Source organism: Winogradskyella tangerina, assembly GCF_003260205.1.
GTDB lineage: Bacteria > Bacteroidota > Bacteroidia > Flavobacteriales > Flavobacteriaceae > Winogradskyella > Winogradskyella tangerina.
Window position 1 is genome coordinate 491,558 of record NZ_QERF01000002.1, and the last position, 20,988, is coordinate 512,545.

20 protein-coding genes and 1 other RNA gene are annotated in these 20,988 nt (G+C 36.4%); 9 read left to right on the forward strand and 12 right to left on the reverse strand.

Translation table 11 applies throughout. The features are described from left to right. Positions 1 to 7: 7 nt before the first annotated feature. Entirely contained in the window at positions 8 to 1,030 is a 1,023-nt protein-coding gene (locus DDY94_RS04940) for a metal-dependent hydrolase (protein WP_111682929.1), read from the reverse strand. A gap of 83 nt (positions 1,031 to 1,113) precedes the next feature. Between DDY94_RS04940 and nhaC the strand changes: the two genes are divergently transcribed. Continuing rightward, positions 1,114 to 2,583, forward strand: coding sequence for a Na+/H+ antiporter NhaC (gene nhaC, locus DDY94_RS04945; protein WP_111682930.1), 1,470 nt, complete (start codon positions 1,114 to 1,116; stop codon positions 2,581 to 2,583). 84 nt (positions 2,584 to 2,667) lie between these two features. Here the strand turns inward: nhaC and DDY94_RS04950 are convergent, their stop codons facing one another. From DDY94_RS04950 to katG, 3 genes are all read right to left on the reverse strand, one after another. After that, a complete protein-coding gene (locus DDY94_RS04950; RefSeq protein WP_111682931.1) occupies positions 2,668 to 3,471 on the reverse strand; it encodes a prohibitin family protein in 804 nt (267 codons plus the stop codon). Positions 3,472 to 3,605: 134 nt separating this feature from the next. After that, positions 3,606 to 4,079: an ankyrin repeat domain-containing protein gene (locus DDY94_RS04955; RefSeq protein WP_111682932.1), complete on the reverse strand. Its 474-nt coding sequence runs from the start codon at positions 4,077 to 4,079 to the stop codon at positions 3,606 to 3,608. A 74-nt stretch (positions 4,080 to 4,153) separates the two neighbouring features. Further along, on the reverse strand, positions 4,154 to 6,367 hold the full coding sequence (gene katG / locus DDY94_RS04960) for a catalase/peroxidase HPI (RefSeq protein ID WP_111682933.1): 2,214 nt from the start codon (positions 6,365 to 6,367) through the stop codon (positions 4,154 to 4,156). Positions 6,368 to 6,639: 272 nt separating this feature from the next. On the opposite strand from katG, the gene DDY94_RS04965 reads away from it, so the two are divergent. Both DDY94_RS04965 and DDY94_RS04970 read left to right on the forward strand, forming a co-directional pair. Next, positions 6,640 to 7,359, forward strand: coding sequence for a hypothetical protein (locus DDY94_RS04965; protein ID WP_111682934.1), 720 nt, complete (start codon positions 6,640 to 6,642; stop codon positions 7,357 to 7,359). Positions 7,360 to 7,423: 64 nt separating this feature from the next. Further along, positions 7,424 to 7,666: a putative signal transducing protein gene (locus tag DDY94_RS04970; protein WP_111682935.1), complete on the forward strand. Its 243-nt coding sequence runs from the start codon at positions 7,424 to 7,426 to the stop codon at positions 7,664 to 7,666. A gap of 36 nt (positions 7,667 to 7,702) precedes the next feature. Here the strand turns inward: DDY94_RS04970 and DDY94_RS04975 are convergent, their stop codons facing one another. Together DDY94_RS04975 and DDY94_RS04980 are read right to left on the reverse strand one after the other, a co-directional pair. Further along, the gene (locus DDY94_RS04975; RefSeq protein ID WP_111682936.1) at positions 7,703 to 8,179 is read right to left on the reverse strand and encodes a hypothetical protein; all 477 of its coding nucleotides are present in this window, start codon (positions 8,177 to 8,179) and stop codon (positions 7,703 to 7,705) included. Between the two features lie 70 nt (positions 8,180 to 8,249). After that, on the reverse strand, positions 8,250 to 9,875 hold the full coding sequence (locus tag DDY94_RS04980) for an ABC-F family ATP-binding cassette domain-containing protein (protein WP_111682937.1): 1,626 nt from the start codon (positions 9,873 to 9,875) through the stop codon (positions 8,250 to 8,252). Positions 9,876 to 10,023: 148 nt separating this feature from the next. On the opposite strand from DDY94_RS04980, the gene DDY94_RS04985 reads away from it, so the two are divergent. Beyond that, a complete protein-coding gene (locus tag DDY94_RS04985; protein WP_157957252.1) occupies positions 10,024 to 11,475 on the forward strand; it encodes a TlpA family protein disulfide reductase in 1,452 nt (483 codons plus the stop codon). Positions 11,476 to 11,505: 30 nt separating this feature from the next. Here the strand turns inward: DDY94_RS04985 and fsa are convergent, their stop codons facing one another. The 4 genes from fsa to ffs form a co-directional block, all read right to left on the reverse strand. Then, positions 11,506 to 12,159, reverse strand: a complete 654-nt coding sequence (gene fsa, locus DDY94_RS04990) for a fructose-6-phosphate aldolase (protein WP_111682939.1) — start codon at positions 12,157 to 12,159, stop codon at positions 11,506 to 11,508. A gap of 138 nt (positions 12,160 to 12,297) precedes the next feature. Then, complete coding sequence (locus tag DDY94_RS04995; protein ID WP_111682940.1) at positions 12,298 to 12,696, reverse strand: hypothetical protein; 399 nt, start codon at positions 12,694 to 12,696, stop codon at positions 12,298 to 12,300. Positions 12,697 to 12,815: 119 nt separating this feature from the next. Then, positions 12,816 to 13,619, reverse strand: coding sequence for an SDR family oxidoreductase (locus DDY94_RS05000; RefSeq protein WP_111682941.1), 804 nt, complete (start codon positions 13,617 to 13,619; stop codon positions 12,816 to 12,818). Between the two features lie 81 nt (positions 13,620 to 13,700). Further along, positions 13,701 to 13,799, reverse strand: an RNA gene (gene ffs, locus DDY94_RS05005) — signal recognition particle sRNA small type. A gap of 98 nt (positions 13,800 to 13,897) precedes the next feature. Here ffs and DDY94_RS05010 point away from each other — a divergent pair. The 5 genes from DDY94_RS05010 (at position 13,898) to DDY94_RS05030 (ending at position 18,793) form a co-directional block, all read left to right on the forward strand. After that, on the forward strand, positions 13,898 to 14,926 hold the full coding sequence (locus DDY94_RS05010) for a glutaminyl-peptide cyclotransferase (RefSeq protein ID WP_111682942.1): 1,029 nt from the start codon (positions 13,898 to 13,900) through the stop codon (positions 14,924 to 14,926). A gap of 87 nt (positions 14,927 to 15,013) precedes the next feature. Next, complete coding sequence (locus tag DDY94_RS05015) at positions 15,014 to 15,883, forward strand: carboxypeptidase-like regulatory domain-containing protein (protein WP_111682943.1); 870 nt, start codon at positions 15,014 to 15,016, stop codon at positions 15,881 to 15,883. Between the two features lie 25 nt (positions 15,884 to 15,908). Continuing rightward, positions 15,909 to 16,298: an acyl-CoA thioesterase gene (locus tag DDY94_RS05020; protein ID WP_111682944.1), complete on the forward strand. Its 390-nt coding sequence runs from the start codon at positions 15,909 to 15,911 to the stop codon at positions 16,296 to 16,298. Positions 16,299 to 16,379: 81 nt separating this feature from the next. Continuing rightward, positions 16,380 to 17,144: a hypothetical protein gene (locus DDY94_RS05025; protein WP_111682945.1), complete on the forward strand. Its 765-nt coding sequence runs from the start codon at positions 16,380 to 16,382 to the stop codon at positions 17,142 to 17,144. 80 nt (positions 17,145 to 17,224) lie between these two features. After that, complete coding sequence (locus DDY94_RS05030) at positions 17,225 to 18,793, forward strand: right-handed parallel beta-helix repeat-containing protein (protein WP_111682946.1); 1,569 nt, start codon at positions 17,225 to 17,227, stop codon at positions 18,791 to 18,793. Here the strand turns inward: DDY94_RS05030 and DDY94_RS05035 are convergent, their stop codons facing one another. Together DDY94_RS05035 and DDY94_RS05040 are read right to left on the reverse strand one after the other, a co-directional pair. Further along, the gene (locus tag DDY94_RS05035) at positions 18,794 to 20,035 is read right to left on the reverse strand and encodes a hypothetical protein (RefSeq protein WP_157957253.1); all 1,242 of its coding nucleotides are present in this window, start codon (positions 20,033 to 20,035) and stop codon (positions 18,794 to 18,796) included. Then, positions 20,032 to 20,973 carry a DUF5694 domain-containing protein gene (locus tag DDY94_RS05040; protein WP_111682948.1) on the reverse strand — a complete coding sequence of 314 codons (942 nt, stop codon included), beginning with the start codon at positions 20,971 to 20,973 and terminating at the stop codon, positions 20,032 to 20,034. Before DDY94_RS05040 ends, DDY94_RS05035 begins: the two co-directional genes overlap by 4 nt. Positions 20,974 to 20,988: the final 15 nt, after the last annotated feature.

A 20,988-nucleotide genomic window follows, 5' to 3' on the forward strand; every position in this document is an offset into this window, starting at 1 on the left:
AGACGTTTCATTGTCCTTTCAAGCGTATCCATAAAGCGTTGATAGCAAAGCTAAAATCGTCCATTTCAGGTTCAAATGGTTGCATATTAAGGCGATCTTCATCTTTATACAGCATAAGATTGAAAATGGCCTTATAGCCTTTCCTAGTCTTTACCATAGGATATCTTAGATCTTTATAAAGGTAGCTGCTATCAGATATTGCTTCAATATTGTAATAGTCATTACTAAACCACGCAAGGCCTTTCAAATCTTCAAAATCTTTGGTCTTTAAGCTTCTTTTCTTCGGAATTTCTTTCCAGTCGGAAAATTGATTGGAGGTGTCAAATAAAGAATAGAATCCTGCATAATAGGACTCATTAGTTTCAGCAATACCATACCAAAGGATATTATTCAAAATTGCAGGCTGAGTACTAAATCTGGAAAAATCAATCTTTTGATCCGTTAAAGAATTTTTGAAGACATTATCGATGTAAACTTTATTGGCTAGTGTTAATATCATATACACTGAGCTAAGCCCAATTCCTAACTTCAACCAAAATTTTCTTCTTTGGCTTTTCCTATTGAAAAACATTAGAATAATGAGACTGAGTAAAAATGGCGCAGTATATAGCGGATCGGCAACAGCTATGTTATTTAGAGCGACCCGATAATTTGAAAATGGCGCAAAAAGCTGCGTTCCATAAGGTGTAAAGGCGTCTAAAATAGGATGGGTAAATAATGACCAGAAAAACAATTTTATCCAATCAGTTTGCGTGGTGGTTTGCCGTCGTTTACCTGTGTCATATAATTTATGAACCAGCCGACCAAAGAGAAATGCTCCGAGTATGGAGAACAAAATTGAATGCATAAATCCCCTATGAAAAAGCATGGCATCAATTTCATTTTGAAATAATAGGGCACCAACAAAAACATCAAGATCTGGTATCGTACCACCAATGGCACCAAACAATAGTGCTTTGTTACCGATTTTTTTACCTAGTACTGCTTCTCCACATGCAGCACCTAAAACAATTTGAGTTAAAGAATCCATTTTCGAAAACAAAAGTACACAACTCTGCGCATTTGTAAATCGGTTTACAAAATCGTAACATTACACAACTAAACAAAACTAAGATGCAAGACGACGACTTATCCGAAATTAAAGTAGATGACCAAAAAATCATAGACAATAAAGAACTTAATATTTATGAGGCTATGGTACCTGTGGTTATCCTTATGGGTTTATTAGCTTACAATATTTTTTATGCCGACGGTGAGATGATGGGAGAATACTCAAATCAATATATTCTTTTGATTGGAGGATTTGTTGCTTTTATTGGTGGAATGCTCAATAAAGTATCTCCAATAATAATGATCAAAGAAGTTTGGGAAAATATTAAAAGCGTATTTGTTCCGATTATGATCTTGTTTTTAGTTGGTGCTCTTGCCGGAACTTGGCTTGTAAGCGGTGTTATTCCGGCAATGGTTTATTATGGATTACAAGTATTGAGTCCAGAAATATTCTTACCAGCTTCGATAGTGATTGCCGCTATAATTTCGATTGCAACTGGTAGTTCATGGACAACCTCAGCCACTGTTGGTATTGCTTTAGTTGGAATAGGTGTAGCCTTAGGAATTAATCCTGGTATGATTGCCGGCGCAGTAATTTCTGGCGCGTACTTCGGTGATAAAATGTCACCACTCAGCGATACTACAAACTTAGCTCCTGCAATGGCAGGAACGGATCTGTTTACACATATTAAATATATGGCTTATACGACTGTGCCTACCATCGTAATTACATTGGTCGTTTTTAGTATTATAAGCTTTACTATCGAACCAACAGGAACAGCTGATATCAGTAATCTTCTGGCTTCGATCGATAAGACCTTCAACATCACACCGTGGCTTTTTTTGGTTCCGGTTGCAGTGATTGTACTGATCTTATTTAAAGCAAAACCATTAGTAGCTCTGGCTTCAGGAGTAATTTTAGCAGCCATTTTTGCTGTTTTCTTTCAGCCAGATGTACTCAAAGGTCTTTCAGATTCTAATTTTTCAGCTATTGTAAATTCAGTGCTAACTGATACCGCAATAGCGACAGATAATGCAACCTTAAATGATTTGTTTAGCTCTGGCGGCATGAAAGGTATGCTATGGACGATTTTCTTAATCCTATGTGCCATGGTCTTTGGAGGTATTATGGATGGTATTGGTGCCTTAGCTCGAATTACAAAAGCCTTACTTTCTGTAGCGACTACAATTTTCGGATTATTTGCCAGTACAGTGATCAGTTGTCTTGGACTTAATGCCATTGCATCAGATCAGTATTTAGCTATTGTTATTCCGGGAAAAATGTTTAAAAATGCCTTTGAAGATAAAGGATTAGCTCCTGAAAATTTAAGTAGAACCCTCGAAGACTCTGGTACAGTTACTTCTGTACTTATACCTTGGAATACCTGTGGTGCCTACCAAAGTGGTGTTTTAGGTGTAGGTGTAACTGAATATTTCTTCTATGCTGTTTTTAATTGGTTGAGTCCTTTTACCACATTAGTATTTGCAGCATTTCGAATTAAAATCAGACAGATCAGAGGAAGAGTGTCATAACCATAAAAAAAAGAGCTATCTAAAAAATGTGTTTTCAGATAGCCCTTTTTCGATTTAAATTTTTGACTAATAATGCTAGCCCACTTATTTGTCGTTAATGATCAGTGGTGTTTCTCCATTAGTCACAATCACTTTTGCATTAGCTGAGTTGCTAAGCTTTTCAAAAGCTTCGATGGCTCTCAAACGTAATAAAAGTTCGTTTAAGCCCATGCTCAGTACTTCATTTGCCTTTGCTTTTCCCTCAGCAGCAACTAGGTTTGCTTGTGCAATACCTTGTGCTTCAATAAGCTTTCGCTCATTTTCTAATCGTTCTCTTTCGAGTACAAATTGCATTTGTTGTGCGCGTTGTTCTGCCGTGAGTTTTTGTTCAATAGCTGCTGATAGTGAGGCAGGAAGTACGATTCGTTTCATCAACACCTGTTCGATAACAATTCCCTTTTTATCTAAAGTTTCATTGATCATGTTCTTAACCTCTTCTTCAATGGAAGCTCGGTTTCCTGTGTGCATGTCTTTGGCCATAAATCTAGCACTTACATCTGCTAGAGCTGAGCGAAATACTGGAGCAATTAATTCTTGTTCATAATTCATTCCAACATTTTCAAGCAATGACTTTACTTCATCGGGTTTTACACGATATAAAATTGACATTTCAGAACCAATTGTTAATCCTTCTTTTGATGGGATGTCGAGATTAATTTTGAAATTAACAATGCGTGTTGGAACTTTAATATACGTCGTAACCAAGGGATTGTAAATTTTTGCGGTCTGACTTACAGGTTCGCCAATTAATTTTCCTTGTCGCCGTTTCACAGCAACTTCATCTTGACGAACTACAACACATGAACTGAATAAAAACAAAAAAAGTAATAAATAGTAGAGTGATTTCATAGCTTATAATTTTATATAATTTCTTCTCTAAAGATAAGCTATATAAGGGATAAACGCTATTTAGAATTGTTATAAATATCCTAAATTTCATCGTAAACGTGAATTTCTTCTTAAAAAAAATATCACGTACAATTCTACTCATTAAATAACTCCGCTACATCCGAAAATCCTTTGATTCTAGCATGGTCTAATGCTGTTTTACCACCAGCGTCTTCTATCGATGGGTCGGCATTATTTTCCAATAGAAGTTTAACAACCTCGATCTGATTGTACTGGGTTGCAAAATTTAAGGCCGTAGTACCATTGTTATTTTGAATGTTGATATTGGCACCGTTATCGAGCAACAATTTAACCAGACTAAGATTACCTTTAAAACTTACACCAATCAATGCGGTGTTACCCGATCCATCGGTTCCATTAATATTGGCTTTATTTTCAATTAACAGCTTCGCGATATCCTCTTGATCAAAATACGTAGCAAAAATGAGTGGCGTAAATCCCCTCGCATCTTCAGAATTTACCAAATGAGGATTGTTTTGCAATTGCAGTCTTACGTTTTCAATATTTCCTGTTTGAATCGTCCTAAAAAATAATTCTTGTGCGTTCATTGTTCATAAAATTTAAAAAGGGAATGTATACTATTACTACACATTCCCTTTTATGATTTGCTATTAATCAATTCTTATTTTAAATCAAATCGGTCTAAATTCATCACTTTAGCCCAAGCTGCTACAAATTCGTTTACAAATCTAGCTTCACCGTCATCGGCTCCGTAAACTTCACAAATCGCTCTTAGTTCTGTATTTGAACCGAAGATGAGATCTGCTCTAGTTCCTGTGAACTTCACTTCTCCTGTTCTGCGATCACGACCTTCAAAAATTGTGTCATCTTCTGAAGTTGCACTCCAAGTATATGTAAAGTCTAGAATGTTCGTAAAGAAATCGTTTGATAGCTGTCCAACATTATCCGTGAATACACCATAGTTTGAATTATCGTAATTAGCACCTAATACACGAAGACCACCAACTAATGCTGTCATTTCAGGGATTGAAAGTGTTAAGAGATTTGCGCGATCTACCAATAGATCTTCTGCTGCAACTTCTTTCAACTCTGGACTCATATAATTTCTGAATCCATCCGCCAATGGCTTTAAGTAACCAAAAGATTCGAGATCCGTTTGCTCTTGAGAAGCATCTCCTCTACCTTGAGTAAAAGGAACAGTTACATTATGACCAGCCTCTTTAGCGGCCTCTTCAACTGCTGCATTTCCTGCTAATACGATTAGGTCAGCCATAGAAATTGTTCCGCTAAATTCATTTTGAATACCCTCAAGCACATTTAATACTTTATTCAATTCTTCAGGATTATTCACCTCCCAGCTTCTTTGTGGCTCTAAGCGAATACGCGCACCATTAGCACCACCTCTCATATCAGAACCTCTAAATGTTGAAGCCGAAGCCCAAGCTGTTTTTATGATTTCTGAAATTGTTAAGCCTGAAGCTAAAACCATCTTCTTTAAGCTTGAAATATCAGCATCACTTAATGTATAATTCACCTTTGGAATTGGGTCTTGCCAGATCAATTCTTCACTCGGTACTTCTGGACCTAAATAACGGTCTATTGGTCCCATATCTCTATGAGTCAGTTTGTACCATGCACGTGCAAATGCATCTGCAAAGGCGTCATGATTTTTATGAAAACGCTCGGAAATTTCTCTGTAAGCAGGATCCATTTTTAATGCCATATCTGCAGTGGTCATCATCAGAGCTTGCTTACCACTTCCATCAGCAGTTGGTGCCATACGCGCATTAGAATCTGCTGTTGGTGTCCATTGATGAGCACCTGCCGGACTCTTAGTTAATTCCCAATCATAGTTTAATAAAACGTCGAAATAATCTGCATCCCACTGAGTTGGATTTGGTGTCCATGCACCTTCAATACCGCTGGTGATGGCGTGTTGTAAAACTCCAGTTTCAAAAGTATTTTTCCAACCTGTACTCATTTCCTCGATTGATGCACCATGAGGTTCAACACCTACATATTTTTCCGGATCAGCAGCACCGTGCGCTTTTCCGAAGGTATGTCCACCTGCTACTAGTGCTACGGTTTCCTCGTCATTCATGGCCATACGCCCGAATGTTATTCTAATATCGTGTGCAGATTTTAAAGGATCTGGTTCTCCATTTGGTCCTTCAGGATTTACATAGATCAATCCCATGTGTACAGCACCGAGATGACCCTCTAAATCACCATCACTTGTATCGTATCGTTCATCATTATCTAACCAACCTGTTTCGCTTCCCCAGTAAATATCTTGCTCAGGTTCCCAAACATCTTCTCTACCGCCAGCAAAACCAAAGGTTTTAAAGCCCATTGATTCTAAGGCACAGTTACCTGCTAAAATCATAAGGTCTGCCCAAGAAATTTTATTCCCATATTTCTTTTTAATTGGCCATAATAATAAACGTGCTTTGTCTAAGTTGCCGTTATCTGGCCAGCTATTTAAAGGTGCAAAACGGTGTGTTCCGGTACCAGCACCTCCACGTCCATCTCCAACTCTATACGTACCTGCACTGTGCCATGCCATACGAATCATAAATCCTCCATAGTGTCCATAGTCAGCTGGCCACCAATCCTGAGAATCCGTCATTAAATTCACCAAGTCTTGCTTCAACTCATCGTAATTAATACTGTTGAATGCCGCAGCATAATCAAAATCCTCACCCATTGGATCGTTTTTGGCAGCATGCTGTCTTAAAATATTTAGTTTTAATTCATTTGGCCACCAATCGCGATTTTGAGTTCCACCACCTGCAGATTTTTTCTGAGTACCACTCAAAAAAGGGCATTGGCTAGCATCACTGCTGTTAATGTTGTAATTTCCTTTATTGTCCATTATTTATTGTTTTTGGAGAGTTATTTTTTCCTTGGATAAAATTAAAAAATTAATACGCTAAGACTAAATTTCAGATATACTAAATGTTTATTTTTCGATAGGTATTATCTATCAATAATCTATTTAGAATAATTTTAAATAATAGCAAAGTATCTGCTTTGTTTAAGTTAAATTACTTCTTAACCTAATTTTGCAAATAAAGATTAAACACAATTGTTAAATTTTTGTATCTAAAAATTAGTAATCTTATTTTTAAAAAAAGAAAAAGGAAAATGCAATTGAAAAAGACTAACATTGAGGATAGACTCAAAGCACTAAAGCGCAAGGGAAATGTTGAGGATAGAATTATCGATGAAGTAAAAGCCATCCTAAGTGAAGATAATCAAAAAGACGATGCCATCTTGGAAACGCTTTCTAAAGGTCCTAACTCCGATCGTAACGATTTTAATTTCGACTTGTTAGAAACCGATCGCATTTATCACATTAGCCAGATTAAAAAAACTTGTGTCAACTATAGACTTCGTTTTCTAGACACTAAACTTTTTAAAGGTGAATTGCCCTATGAAGCCATATCAAAAATAAAGCAGCTCGAAAAAGAGCACAACACCGAACTCAAAGGGTTCAAGATTATTGCGCCGGCGAAATTATTCAAATTAGAGCATTACGATGATCCATTATTGTTCGCTCCGATCGGTAATGGTTACTATTACCTTATTCATAAATGGGGTAATGATTTAAACTCATTTAGAAGAGCGATCATGTGGCCAATCAGAGATTTTGAAAATTTCGTTTTCTGCATGTTTATCTTAAGTATTTTATTGACCGCAGCAATTCCTGAAGGCGTATTTTCGAACAAAGCTACAGCTGCCAATGCAGGTATTGTATTCTTGTTTGTGTTTAAGTCGGTGGTGGCATCAGTGATGTACTATGGTTACCTATCGGGAAAGAATTTTAGTGCGGCCATTTGGGATAGCAAATACTACAATACCTGATTTTCAGAATTGTAAAATTCGTTCAATTTTCGTAACTTATAGGTACAATTTAATACCTATAGTTATGAGCACTTCAGAATACACCAAAATATATTACGGCAACTTTATACTTGTAACACGAGTTAAAGACGAATTAGAGCGCGTTGGTATTATCCCAATCATTAAAGACGAAGGTGAATCACAGCGCTTGGCTGGCTATGGTTCGTTAAATCAAGGCTACCAAGAGGTCTGGGTAAATAATGACGAACTAGACAAAGCTAACGCTATTGTAGAACAGGTAAAGTCTGAAATAAAAACCGCAGATTAAATATTAGTTTATTGAGAATAGACTTTTGTTTTAGTATTATTCCGCTTTTGTGAAAGTCCAAACAGTAGGTATTATTCCAGGAGTTTTGATTATTAATTCTAGGTCTGTTAAAGTATCAATCCAACCAAAAGGAAACCCATTCGTGCTTGGGTCATCATCGGTATTTTCAACTAAATAAATATAAGGGGCTTCGGCATTAATTATTGTAACTAACTCTTCAACTATTGCATAATTATGCGTTGCATTGCAAGTAGGACATGTAAAATCTGGGTTAAGATTATCAATAAAGGTCAAGGTTCTATTAACTGTATCGAAAGTTAAAGTTCGTTCACCAGGATTCCAAGTAAATGTCTCAGTCACAAAATCACCTCCTTCGAGCATTATCAAATCCCAAGTACCTTCAAGGGGATCTATCATGGTCTCAGGCTCTGTTTCTACTGACTCATTTTCACATGAAAGTTGAAATACTATAAAAAGTGCATATAGTATATACTTTGAATATTTAGCGTTCATAGATTTTTATTTTCAATATACTAATATATACTAAAAAAGACTACAATAGCTAAAGGCCAATAATCGAATTCTATACAGTAACAGCGTACATCTTTTCGCGCTGTTCTTTGATCTTCTTATCGCTCATGTACTCATCGAAAGTCATATAACGATCGATTACCCCGTTCGGTGTTAATTCGATGATACGATTACCAACAGTTTGCGCAAACTCATGATCGTGGGTAGTTAATAAAACAGTTCCTTTGAAGTTTTTCAATGAATTATTAAAGGCTGTAATACTCTCAAGATCTAAGTGATTTGTTGGCTCGTCTAACATTAATACATTAGCTCTGATCATCATCATACGACTTAGCATACAACGTACTTTTTCACCACCAGATAATACATCTGCCGTTTTAAGTGCTTCTTCCCCACTGAAAATCATTTTACCAAGAAAGCCTCTTATGTAAACTTCTTCACGTTCTTCTTCGGTGGTTGCCCACTGACGTAGCCAATCGACCAAGGTTAATTTATTGTCGAAGTATTCGCTGTTGTCTAACGGTAGGTAAGACTGTGTGGTTGTTACACCCCAAGCGTACTTGCCAGAATCAGCTTTTTCCTTACCATTGATAATTTGATAGAAGGCTGTAGTTGCTCTAGAATCTTTCGAGTAAACCACAACTTTATCGCCTTTTGCTAAATTGATATCAACACCTTTAAATAAGGTTTCACCATCTATACTTGCAGACAGTCCTTCAATATTCAAAATCTGGTCACCAGCCTCGCGTTCTCTTTCAAAAATAATTGCTGGATAGCGACGACTACTTGGTTTTATATCGGAAATATTCAGCTTATCGATCATCTTCTTTCTACTCGTGGCCTGCTTAGACTTTGCTACGTTAGCAGAAAAACGACGAATAAACTCTTCTAATTCTTTTTTCTTTTCTTCGGCTTTTTTATTCTGTTGTGCTCTTTGCTTCGCTGCTAATTGAGACGACTCGTACCAAAACGTATAGTTACCAGAATAATGATTGATCTTTCCGAAATCAATGTCTGATATATGTGTACAAACTGCATCTAAAAAGTGCCTGTCGTGAGACACAACGATAACACAATTATCATAGTTTGCTAAGAAGGTTTCTAACCAAGAAATAGTTTCGTAATCCAAGTCGTTGGTAGGCTCATCCATGATCAATACATCTGGATTTCCGAATAACGCTTGCGCTAATAATACACGTACTTTTTGTTTTCCGTCGAGATCAGCCATCAACGTATAATGAAGGTCTTCTTTTATCCCTAAGTTTGAAAGCATTGCAGCAGCATCACTATCGGCATTCCAGCCATTCATTTCTTCAAACTCAACCTGAAGTTCACCAATCTTTTCAGCATTCTCATCCGTATAATCGGCATATAAAGCATCGATTTGAGATTTTAGATCGTATAGTGGTTTATTACCTTTCAGTACAGTCTCTAATACTGTGTCCTCATCGTGTTTATTGTGATTTTGTTCTAAGACTGACATACGCTTGCCAGGCTCTAGATGTACATGTCCGGAGGTTGGGTCCATTTTACCTGCCAAAATCTTTAGAAAGGTTGATTTACCAGCACCATTGGCACCAATTATACCATAGCAATTACCATTATTAAAAGTGGTATTAACCTCATCAAAAAGCACGCGTTTTCCGAATTGAACTGAAAGATTTGAAACTGATAACATGTATTAGGCTTTAAATTTTCGGCAAAAGTAGAAAATAAAAGCGATTGAGCGAAATAAATGACCCTTATAACAAGATTTAACTAGGTATTAACAACACTTCAATATCGCAACACATATTTTTGCTTACTAACTAACGGAAGTACTTTTAATGTTGACTCGATATTGCATATTGTCCCTTGGCCTTATGGTAATGACTTTTGGATGTAAAGTAAATACAACTTCCGATAGTGATTACGCTTATGTTGGTGGTGAAATAATCAATCCGAAAAACAAAAACGTTATACTCTACAACACACAAGGCGACGTGATTGATTCCCTGTCCTTAGATGTGAACAACAGATTTATTTACAAAATTGAAAATATCAAAGCTGGGCTTTATTCGTTTACGCATGGTGGCGAATATCAGCTGATTTTACTGGAGCCAAGTGATAGTGTTATGTTTAGACTAAACACTTATGATTTTGATGAGTCCTTGGTTTTTACCGGTGAAGGTGCACGAAAGAACAACTACCTTATTGAGACGTATCTGGCCAATGAGCGTGAAGAGAAAAAACTTATGCGCTATTCTAAAATGGAACCAGAAGCCTTCAATGAATTTATTGAGGATAGACGTAAGCGCGATCTTACTAAATTTCATAACTTCCTGCAAGATCAACCAGAATCTGAACTTTTCAAATCTATTATTGAAGCCAATATAAACTATAACTCCTATGCGGATAAGGAAATTTATCCATTCGCTTATTTTGGGAATAATAAATTGGTTCACATTAAAGATTTACCCGAAGATTTTTATGCCTTCAGAAATGAGATCGATTACAATGCACACAACTTGAGTCACTTGTATTCATACAATCGATTTTTGTTTTCACATATAGATAATGTTGCGGCTCACCTTCATTATGTCAACAATCCATATCACAATAAATTCGACAGGCACACCATGAATTACAACAAGTCGAAGCTTGATTTGATTGACAGTTTAATTTCAGACGAAACGATTAAGAATAGTCTTCTAAAATATAAGACAAGGGATTATGTGAGCCATAATCATACTGAAGATGATGCCAATGAAATGTTGAATTACTTCCTTACTAAAAGTAGTAATGAAGAAGACAAGGAAAGTATGAAGGAACTCGTCTCGTCAATGAAATTATTGAGACAAGGTAATTCTATTCCGAATTTGGCCATAATAAACTACGATGATTCTGAGCATAATCTCAATGAGATTATCAAAAAACCAACCATTATTTATTTTTGGTCCTCTAATTCTAAATCACAGTTTAGAAGTACACATTACAAAGTAAAAAGTCTAAAAGATAAATTTCCTAATGTTGATTTTGTTTCGATCAATCTTAATGTGAACGATGTAACTTCATGGAAAAGTATAATCAACAATTATGACTTCCCGAAGGATAACGAATACATTTTTAAGTACCCAACTGTTGCTCGTAAAGTATTGGCGGTAAATTATTTAAATAAGGCCATCATTGTGAATGAAAACGCAATGATCCTTCACCCTAACGTTAATATTTTCAAGTCAGATTTTAACGAACTGTTGAGCAATTTGCTACAAAAAAAGCACCTCATTGCTAAAAAATAAGGTGCTGTTATAATTAATCTTTAGATTTAATTAATTTCCTTTTTTATAATCTGCTAAGAATTTTTCCAGACCAATATCTGTTAATGGATGCTTGAGCAATCCAACGATAGAACTTAATGGCCCAGTCATAACATCAGCACCAAGTTTTGCACAATCGATAACATGCATGGTGTGTCTTACAGATGCAGCAAGGATTTGCGTATCAAAGGCGTAGTTATCAAAAATATGACGTATCTCAGCAATAAGATTTAAACCATCAGTAGAAATATCATCTAAACGGCCAATAAATGGCGATACGTAAGTGGCGCCTGCTTTTGCTGCAAGTAAAGCCTGACCAGGTGAAAATACCAGTGTTACATTAGTTTTAATGCCTTTATCAGAAAAGTACTTGCACGCTTTCACACCATCCTTAATCATAGGTAATTTAATTACTATTTGATCGTGTAACTCAGCTAAAGCCTCACCTTCTCTAACCATGCCTTCAAAATCAGTAGAGATGACCTCAGCCGAAACATCACCATCAACAATATTACAAATATCAACGTAGTGCTTCATAATATTATTTGTTCCGGTAATTCCTTCTTTTGCCATTAATGAAGGGTTGGTTGTAACACCGTCTAAAATACCCATATCCTGAGCTTCTTTGATCTGGTCTAGATTAGCCGTATCAATAAAAAATTTCATAATAAACTTGTTTTTATATCTCTTCTGCAGAGAATCAGTTGCGTTGTGTTTTAAATTGTCGCGAATTTACAACTAATCAACAGGATGACCTTAATGCCATCTTCAAAATATATTAACAATTTACCAAGAATGGAAACCCTATTCGATAATTAAGGTATAGTTTTTAGAAGTACTAAAATTGCAAAGCGTATTTGGGTCGTTGTCAAAATTTCTAAAAGGTCCGTCGACATCTAGGAATATTGTAATATCAAAAATTCCAGATTCTTGTGGTGTCCCTTCCAAACTAATGGTTCTGAAGTTAACGAAGAAATCCATTCCCTCGGGTAATCCCCTAACATCAAAAAAATAACGATAGTCGTCGTCCCTTGGTTCATTATTAATTTCTGCAGTCACATCAACATAATAATAATTCTCTGTGTTACCTATCGGAAACTGCTTATTGGGAAGTTCTGGTTCCTTAGGAAATATACATATTGGATCTTCACAACTGGTGAATAAGAAGAACAATAAAATGAAGGAAAGTAAATGGTTTTTCATAATAGCTCAATTTGTATGAAATACATCAAATAGCATACCGAACCACGTCCCTTTTAGGAATATTTAACAAAAATTTTAGCACTTCAAAACGGATACTGGAGCAACCAACAAATTGCCTTTTACAGTTTATAATGATTCATCAACAGCCTTTCATAGACTTTGTCTGGTAGGATACGCTTTAGCACGATGGAGAATTTTTGCATAAAAGCACCAACCTTATAATGAATCTTTGGTGATTTGGTATTGATAATCTTAAAGATGGCCTGCGCCATTTCTTTTGGGTCATTACCATCATCGACATGCTCATCCATCATGGCTAAGGAATGACCGTATTTATCTTTGTACGGTGAATCATCCAAAACAGGTGCATGATAACGCCCTGCTGCTATATTGGTGGCAAAATCACCAGGTGCAACATTGGTCATTTCAATATTAAAATCTTTAAGTTCCATTCTGAAAGCCTCCGTAATAAGCTCAAGAGCTCCTTTACTAGCACTGTAAACTCCTCTAAATGGTAATCCCATATACCCTGCTATCGAAGTGATATTGATAATTAAACCTGAATTTTGGCTACGCATTGAAGGCAAGACTGCCTTGATTACATTTATAGGTCCAAAAAAATTGGTTTCAAAATTGCGTTTTATTTCAACATCAGGAATTTCTTCAACCGGACCTGTAATTCCTGCCCCAGCATTATTAATTAGAACATCAATTCTAGACTCTTTTTCTAAGACTGTCGCCACACAACTAAAAATGGTTTCGGGCAAGGTGACATCTAAAGCAACAATTGGAAATTTACTATCAGGATAATTATTAGGGTTGCGGCTGGTACCATATACTATAAATCCTTTATCTTGAAGAAACTCGCCGACCGATTTCCCAATTCCAGACGAACCGCCCGTGATTAAAACAACTTTAGACATTATATTAGGTTAGACGTTGAAAGTTAAAAGTACGAAGTAAAAAGTTTTCTTGAAATAATGCCCTTAAATTTAGCGCATAAAAAAAGGCAAGCTACCTACATCACACCGCTACGACCGCGTACCTTTGCTACGTTCCCGTCCTGGAGGATTAAGCAGGAGCTGGTTGTGTAGGACTTGCCGGCTGCAAAGATACAACCTTTTAAAACTTTTACAACCAAAAAACAATCATTTTTAAACTGAATTATATTTAATAACTTGCCAAAAATCTTTCAAAAACAATGCACTTGTATAAATATATTATCCTTATCTGCCTGAGTATATTCCTAATAAATTGTAACGGTACCAATGGTTCCGAACAAACGGGACTTAAAATTGACACTCAAATAAAATCGATTCATATAGGTGATACCCTAAATTTAACCATCACCAACCCAAAAAATCTAAACATCACAAAAGTGAGCTATCAATTAGATGGCAAACCAATTGATAAGAATGCTGTTCTAAACGATATAACCTTGGGTAAAAAGTCCTTGACTGCAACTGTTAATTATGACGACGAAACAGAAACGATTAGTCAATCGATTAATATTTACAATAACGTAATTCCCGCCATATATTCATACGAAATTGTAAATACTTATCCTCACGATATTACCTCCTACACCCAAGGACTAGAATTTTATAATGGGGAGTTATATGAGAGTACAGGACAATATGGCGAATCGAAATTGAGAAAAGTAAATTTTGAAACGGGAGAAGTACTTCAGAATATTGATCTGGAAGATCGTTTTTTTGGTGAAGGGCTCACCATTTTAAATGACCAACTTTATCAACTCACTTGGAAAGCCAAAAGAGGTTTCATTTACGATGTCAATACTTTTGAAAAAGTAAAAACTTTCAACTACGGAAAAAGTAAAGAAGGTTGGGGTATTTGTAATGATGGTACTACCTTATACAAAACTGACGGTACGGAAAAAATTTGGTTCATTAATCCCGATAACATGAAGGAGACAGGCCATATTGAGGTCTATACAGAAATAGGGAAAATACCTAGCCTTAACGAGTTAGAGTGGATAAATGGTAAACTTTTCGCCAATATTTATCAGCGTAATGGCGTGGTCATTATCGACCCGAAAACAGGTGGTGTTGAAGGTGTAATTGACTTTAAACCACTCCGAAAACTCGTTACCAAACACGACGATCTCGATGTACTAAATGGCATTGCCTATCATCCAGAGCGCGAAACCATATTCGTAACTGGTAAGAATTGGGATAAACTATTCGAGGTGAAAATTAAAAAGAAGTAAGTTCCCTCACTCTAAATTAGTGTTCACTCATTCCTTATTTTTCGTTTGAATGCCTTTATGGTTCTTTGAAGTATAAATCAACCATTCATGAAAAAGTCTTTATACATAGAAATTCCAGAACCATGCCATGAGGATTGGAGTAAAATGACCCTTGAAGAACAAGGTCGGCATTGTACCAAATGCCAAACCACCGTTGTTGACTTTACCAATAAAAGTGATGAAGAGATCGTTAATATTTTGGCAAATGGTGCTCATCACTGTGGTCGTTTTAAGGCCGACCAACTCAATAGACAACTTACTTTAGAGCGCAAAGACAAAAACAACTATTTGTCTTGGGTAGCCTCTGGGCTGTTTGCCTTTCTCACCTTTGGAAATCAAGATGTTTACGCCCAAGGGACACCAAAAACCGTAAAAGTAGATACCCTACAAACTCCAACTGTTAAGGGAAAGAAAGCTATTTCTTTGGTAAATGAACAACTTGTAACTGGTACTGTATCAACTGCGAGTGATGGTCTGCCCTTACCAGGTGCAAATGTTTTCGTAAAAGGAACTAATCGAGGGGCATCAACCGATTTCGATGGTAAGTTTACCATTCGCACTCAAGTCGGCGAAACACTTATTTTTAGTTACGTTGGTTTTTTAGACAAAGAAATCAAAGTTGACACAACCTTAAAGTATCATGTAGAATTAGAGGTCGATCCGACACTCGAAGACGTAGTTGTTGGTGGTCTAATTAGCTATAGTTGTCGCCCAGATGGTTCTAGATATGAACGAAGCGATGGTTATTTTAAAGTTAATATTCAACGCAAAAAATGGTTAGAACGCAATAAAGCTTTTAGACAACGCGTAAGGGCTGAACGTAAAGCCAAACGAGAAGCCATAAGAAACGGCCAACGTGAACGCACGGCTGTGGGTAAATTCTTTTATGGAATAAAACGACTGTTTTCTAAGAAATAATATCTTTAGGCATCAAAATATTAAGATGCAAACCTTCGAGAAAACCATTACCGTAATTGAAGACGATTTAGATCAACTCAATCACGTTAACAATGTGAGATATGTGCAATGGGTTCAGGATATGGCAGAAGCCCATTGGCTACAAAATGCTTCCAAAGCCATATTAGATCAGTTTTTTTGGGTCTTGGTAAGTCATATAATTGATTATAAGAATCAGGCTGTTTTAGGTGATGAACTAAAACTTAAAACCTACGTTTCAAGTTCAGAAGGATTCTTTTCAATTCGTCAGGTTGAAATATATAACGCTTCAAACGGTAAACTACTCGTTAAATCTGAAACCAAATGGTGCCTTATGGATTTGAAAAAGAAACGACCATCAAAAATACCTTCAGAATTAGCCACCTTATTTGATTAACAATATTTTAGGTTAAAGTTTTTTTAATTGACCCAAGGGTTTCACATTTATCTACGTTCTTTAGCTCACCAATCCTTTAATATGAGACACCTTCTATTTTTGGTATGCTTTTTTGGCTTTAACAATCATATTTTCGCGCAAACACTTGAAGGTAAAGTGTACGATTCAAAATCTGTAGTTAAGGATATAAAGGTTTTGAACAAAACTCAAAAGCGACTTACTGTAACCGATGAAGATGGTAATTTTAGTATTGTGGCAAAGGTCAATGATACCATTTCCTTCGAATCTTTATTTTATCATCCTCTAGAAGTTGTTTTAAACGATTCGCATTTTGAAGATGTCAATGTTTTTGAAATAAAAAAGATCATAAGTGAGCTCGACGAAGTAAATGTTGAAGCTGAACCTGAGCAACCTGAATTTGAAGAAGAAACCTATAATACTGATCTTCAAAATCTGATAAAGGAAGACATCAAACGTAATCCCCAACTCTATCAACCACAAGGCGCAACCTATGGTGTAGACTTTGTTTATTTAATTGGACAAATAGCAAAACTTTTCAAGCGAAAACGGCCTAAAACACCGATCTATAAACCTCTCAATTACAAACAAATTGATTCTTTATTCAGTAGCAGTTCCATTTTCACAGAGCGATTAATAACCGAAGATCTTAAGATCCCTTCTGATAAAACAAAATTATTTTATGATTTCTGCGAAGCCAAAGGCATCAGTTCTGAATTACTAAAAGAAGAGAAAAAAATGATGTTGCTAGAACAGCTAGTACTCAACAGTCAATTATTTTTAATTCTCCTCGAAGAGTACGGGGAAGAAAAGACCACTAAAGACTAAAGTTCTTATATAATTACATAGTTTCATAATAATTCCTAACTTCAAAAGTTATATTTTAGAGCCAAATTATATAACTCTTTATGAAGCGACTACTACCATTCTTTCTTTGTCTTGGAATAATTCTATTTTGGAGTTCATGCCGCGAGGATTTTGAATTTTCACCCAGCACAGGAAATTTAGAATTTGAAAGAGATACCGTTTATCTTGATACGGTATTTACCAACATTGGTTCTAGCACATATAATCTTAAGGTTTATAACCGTAGTGATGAGGATATTGTAATACCAACCATTCAATTAGAAAATGGTGTTGGTTCGTTTTATAGAATGAATGTTGACGGTACAACTGGCCTACCTGGTGCTCAGGAAGGTAAGTTTTTCGAAAATGTAGAGCTTCTGGCCAACGATAGTTTGTTTATTTTTATTGAAACCACAATCGATATTGAAACACTTTCGAGCTCTGATACTCAGTTTTTATATACCGATCGTATTTTGTTCGATTCTGGTAATAATCAGCAAGACGTCGATTTAGTTACACTTGTGAAGGATGCCATGTTCATCTTCCCAAGTAGGGATGAAAATACGGGTATTATCGAAACGCTGACTTTCGATGTTGACGGTGATGGTACACCAGATGAAACCACCTTGCAAGGCCGTTTTTTAGAAACTGATGAACTTACGTTTACCAATGAAAAGCCATACGTAATTTATGGCTACGCTGCTGTTGGTGACGGACAAACACTGACCATGGAACCGGGTGTGCGTGTACATTTTCATGCCGACTCCGGAATAATAGTTACTGATGGCGGAACCCTAAATATAAATGGTGATCTTAGCACAAATCCCGAAGTTTTAGAAAATGAAGTTATTCTTGAAGGCGACCGTTTAGAACCATTGTTTACAGACGTTCCTGGACAATGGGGAACCATCTGGTTGTTCAATGGAAGTATGAATAATACGATTAACTATGCAACGATTAAAAACGCCACAATTGGTGTGCTTTCGGAGGGTAATCAGGATGAGGCGAATGATAAACTTACCATAACGAATTCGCAAATCTATAATTCGAGTGCCTTTGGAATTTTAGGAAGAGCAACATCAATAGCGGGAGAAAATGTGGTGATAAACAATTCTGGGCAATCATCATTCGCAGGAACTTTCGGTGGTAAATATAACTTCACGCATTGTACCATTGCCAATTACTGGAATAGCAGTTTTCGACAGTTCCCGTCGGTCTTATTGAACGATTTTACGGTTGATGAAAACAACACAGTGTTCACAAACGACTTAACGGAGGCGAACTTTAACAACTGTATTATTTATGGCAATGATAACCCTGAGTTTTTATTAGAAGACGAAGGTGCTGTATTCAATTTTAAATTCAATAATTGTTTGCTTCGATTTGATAATAGCACACTCGCAGGAACAGGAAACTATGTATTCAGTGACGGCATGTTTTACGAAGGAAATATTTTCAACGTAGATCCAGATTTTGAAGGTCCTTTTGATAACCTCATGCGCATTGGCCAAGATTCTGGTGCCAACGGTATTGGCAGCCCAGATTTTCTTATCTCACCAGATATTCTGGGTAACGCTCGTACGTCTCCGCCAGATGCTGGGGCTTACATAAGCACTACTTTTGAAGACTAACTAATCGTAAATTAGAGTACCTTCTTCTTCCGTTTTCGGAATAACAAGCAGATCATAGCGTTGCACTAATTCGGCGATTTTCGGATTGAGTTTATAGCGTTGAGGATAATAGAAATAGCCTTTAATTAAACGTCTGAGATCGATCATAACCCATTCGTCTTCTTTACCCATCTGCAAGAGATCTTTAAAGTTTTTAAAGTACCGATTTTCAGAAGTATAATAGTCTTTGAGTTCTCCATCTTCTATTGCATATCTCGACATAAACCCGATGTTTAGTGCTGTATTTCCGTGGTACTCGGCAATTTCATTAAGGGTATTTCCCACTTCATAAAGACTGAGAGGCGAAAATCCTTTTGACAAATGATAACCTCCCATTTTTATAAGCATTCGATCTTTTGAGAGGTCAAAGTTTGAATTGCTCAAACCTCTGCGAAGCTGGGCCTTCATGTACTTAATTCTGGTGGCGTTGTTCTCGTACCATTGCCTTTGATTGTATAACAAATAAATGGCACTGCTCTGTTTTAAGGCCTCGATTATTTCAAGATTTTTTACTTCTGAAGCCATAGCTTTTAAGAAGTCCTTCAACCGTTCTGATTTTGAAATTGAAACGTGCAAATTTTGCTTATCAGACTGATCATCTAAATAAAATTGTTGAAGCTCTTCACGCATTTTATCGTATAAGTCTTTATGCTCCTTTTTACGCTCTGCGTTCAAATTATTATACATTTTATCGATAAGCATTACGTAACTATCATAAAACTCCTGATCAATTCCGAAGACATTCCAGGAAGCATCTTTTGCAGTCTGCAAAAACTGTGCATCTTCCTTATAATCAAAAAATGGAAAGGGTGTATTAACGTAACCATCTTCCTCTTTGGTAAGATACTCTTGATGTAACTGTTTTAGGGATTGCTCAACATTACCCTCCAATGTATTTAAAAGCTCTCCGGTAATTGGTCCTACTTCCAGCGCCATAGTTTTGCAGCCTAACTGATTTAAAATTGGAATTACGGCGTTGGTAAATTCTGAAATTCTCTTCGAGCCATGATATTCTCCTATCATGGTGAATTGCGCTTTTGCTATTTCTTGCTTTAGAAAATCTCCTCCTTCGCCAATTAACATACCATTTTCAACAGAGAAACTATAGGTGAACGGTTCTAGCTGTGCTACGGTTAGGGTATCTTGTGCATGGACACTGCTCATCCATAGACAACATACAATAATGTTGATTACTGTTCTCATTTGATGTGTTTTTTAATGTCGTTATACATGATAACTTTAAGGTTGGCATTTAAACGTTTTAACTCCTCGCTAACCGCTTTAGCATGACCAGCACCAACGATTAATACCGTGCGTTTTACATTATTTTTCTCTAAAACCTCGAGAATATTCTTAGCCATGTTGACATTTCTGTCGTCCCATTTTTTCATTTGAAGATCATAGTCATCACCGCCAAATCCTTCATAACGCAAGGAGTTGATGCGGTAATAAGCATCTAAAGTTTCAGGTTTGTTGACATACCTTCCTAGTGAACCTGAAAGACCCGCAAAAATGTTCCCCCATGTATCGCGTCGCATTGCTTTTTTGAACGCCTTCTTACCTTCCTTGGTACCTGAATTAAGGCTGCGCTGCCAAGCTGGCCAGTAACCGGCGTAACCAGCATGACTGTCAACGCCGTATACTTTTTTAAGTTCTAATTTTCGCATTAGCTGAAAGGTAAGATCAGTATTCTGATTACCATAAGGCTTAAATTTTTCAGTTGTCCCAAATCTGGCCAAGTAACCATACATTCTATGATTGCCCTGATCACCAATACTTAAAAAATAAGATTGAAGTTGTCTAAATTGCAAGCTATCTAATTCTGAATTTGGCTTTTGCAATAGACCATTAATGACGTTCATATCTAAATTGAAAGAATCCTTCTTCTTTAAATAAGCCTCTTTAAATCTCGCGTTCCACTCGCCCATCGCCGCAGTATCACCAGTTTTTGAATACTCAGCCATAATAAGCTCTGGCTCGTACTTCAAAATCTTTTTTACCATTGGTTTGTATTGGCGTTTTACTATGCCAGGCAATTGATGCATATCACCAACAATTAGAATCTCTTGTTGCTCTTGTGCAATAATATTAGAGAATTGAATAAATAAAAGTGCTACGAAAAGTTTAGATAGATTTTTCATGATGTTCGTTTTTAA

What these genes read in the sequence shown, in the direction of transcription:
- DDY94_RS04940 (WP_111682929.1), bottom strand. Translation starts at nt 1,030, where the DNA reads ATGGATTCTTTAACTCAAATTGTTTTAGGTGCTGCATGTGGAGAAGCA.
- nhaC (WP_111682930.1), top strand. Translation starts at nt 1,114, where the DNA reads ATGCAAGACGACGACTTATCCGAAATTAAAGTAGATGACCAAAAAATC.
- DDY94_RS04950 (WP_111682931.1), bottom strand. Translation starts at nt 3,471, where the DNA reads ATGAAATCACTCTACTATTTATTACTTTTTTTGTTTTTATTCAGTTCA.
- DDY94_RS04955 (WP_111682932.1), bottom strand. Translation starts at nt 4,079, where the DNA reads ATGAACGCACAAGAATTATTTTTTAGGACGATTCAAACAGGAAATATT.
- katG (WP_111682933.1), bottom strand. Translation starts at nt 6,367, where the DNA reads ATGGACAATAAAGGAAATTACAACATTAACAGCAGTGATGCTAGCCAA.
- DDY94_RS04965 (WP_111682934.1), top strand. Translation starts at nt 6,640, where the DNA reads ATGCAATTGAAAAAGACTAACATTGAGGATAGACTCAAAGCACTAAAG.
- DDY94_RS04970 (WP_111682935.1), top strand. Translation starts at nt 7,424, where the DNA reads ATGAGCACTTCAGAATACACCAAAATATATTACGGCAACTTTATACTT.
- DDY94_RS04975 (WP_111682936.1), bottom strand. Translation starts at nt 8,179, where the DNA reads ATGAACGCTAAATATTCAAAGTATATACTATATGCACTTTTTATAGTA.
- DDY94_RS04980 (WP_111682937.1), bottom strand. Translation starts at nt 9,875, where the DNA reads ATGTTATCAGTTTCAAATCTTTCAGTTCAATTCGGAAAACGCGTGCTT.
- DDY94_RS04985 (WP_157957252.1), top strand. Translation starts at nt 10,024, where the DNA reads ATGTTGACTCGATATTGCATATTGTCCCTTGGCCTTATGGTAATGACT.
- fsa (WP_111682939.1), bottom strand. Translation starts at nt 12,159, where the DNA reads ATGAAATTTTTTATTGATACGGCTAATCTAGACCAGATCAAAGAAGCT.
- DDY94_RS04995 (WP_111682940.1), bottom strand. Translation starts at nt 12,696, where the DNA reads ATGAAAAACCATTTACTTTCCTTCATTTTATTGTTCTTCTTATTCACC.
- DDY94_RS05000 (WP_111682941.1), bottom strand. Translation starts at nt 13,619, where the DNA reads ATGTCTAAAGTTGTTTTAATCACGGGCGGTTCGTCTGGAATTGGGAAA.
- DDY94_RS05010 (WP_111682942.1), top strand. Translation starts at nt 13,898, where the DNA reads ATGCACTTGTATAAATATATTATCCTTATCTGCCTGAGTATATTCCTA.
- DDY94_RS05015 (WP_111682943.1), top strand. Translation starts at nt 15,014, where the DNA reads ATGAAAAAGTCTTTATACATAGAAATTCCAGAACCATGCCATGAGGAT.
- DDY94_RS05020 (WP_111682944.1), top strand. Translation starts at nt 15,909, where the DNA reads ATGCAAACCTTCGAGAAAACCATTACCGTAATTGAAGACGATTTAGAT.
- DDY94_RS05025 (WP_111682945.1), top strand. Translation starts at nt 16,380, where the DNA reads ATGAGACACCTTCTATTTTTGGTATGCTTTTTTGGCTTTAACAATCAT.
- DDY94_RS05030 (WP_111682946.1), top strand. Translation starts at nt 17,225, where the DNA reads ATGAAGCGACTACTACCATTCTTTCTTTGTCTTGGAATAATTCTATTT.
- DDY94_RS05035 (WP_157957253.1), bottom strand. Translation starts at nt 20,035, where the DNA reads ATGAGAACAGTAATCAACATTATTGTATGTTGTCTATGGATGAGCAGT.
- DDY94_RS05040 (WP_111682948.1), bottom strand. Translation starts at nt 20,973, where the DNA reads ATGAAAAATCTATCTAAACTTTTCGTAGCACTTTTATTTATTCAATTC.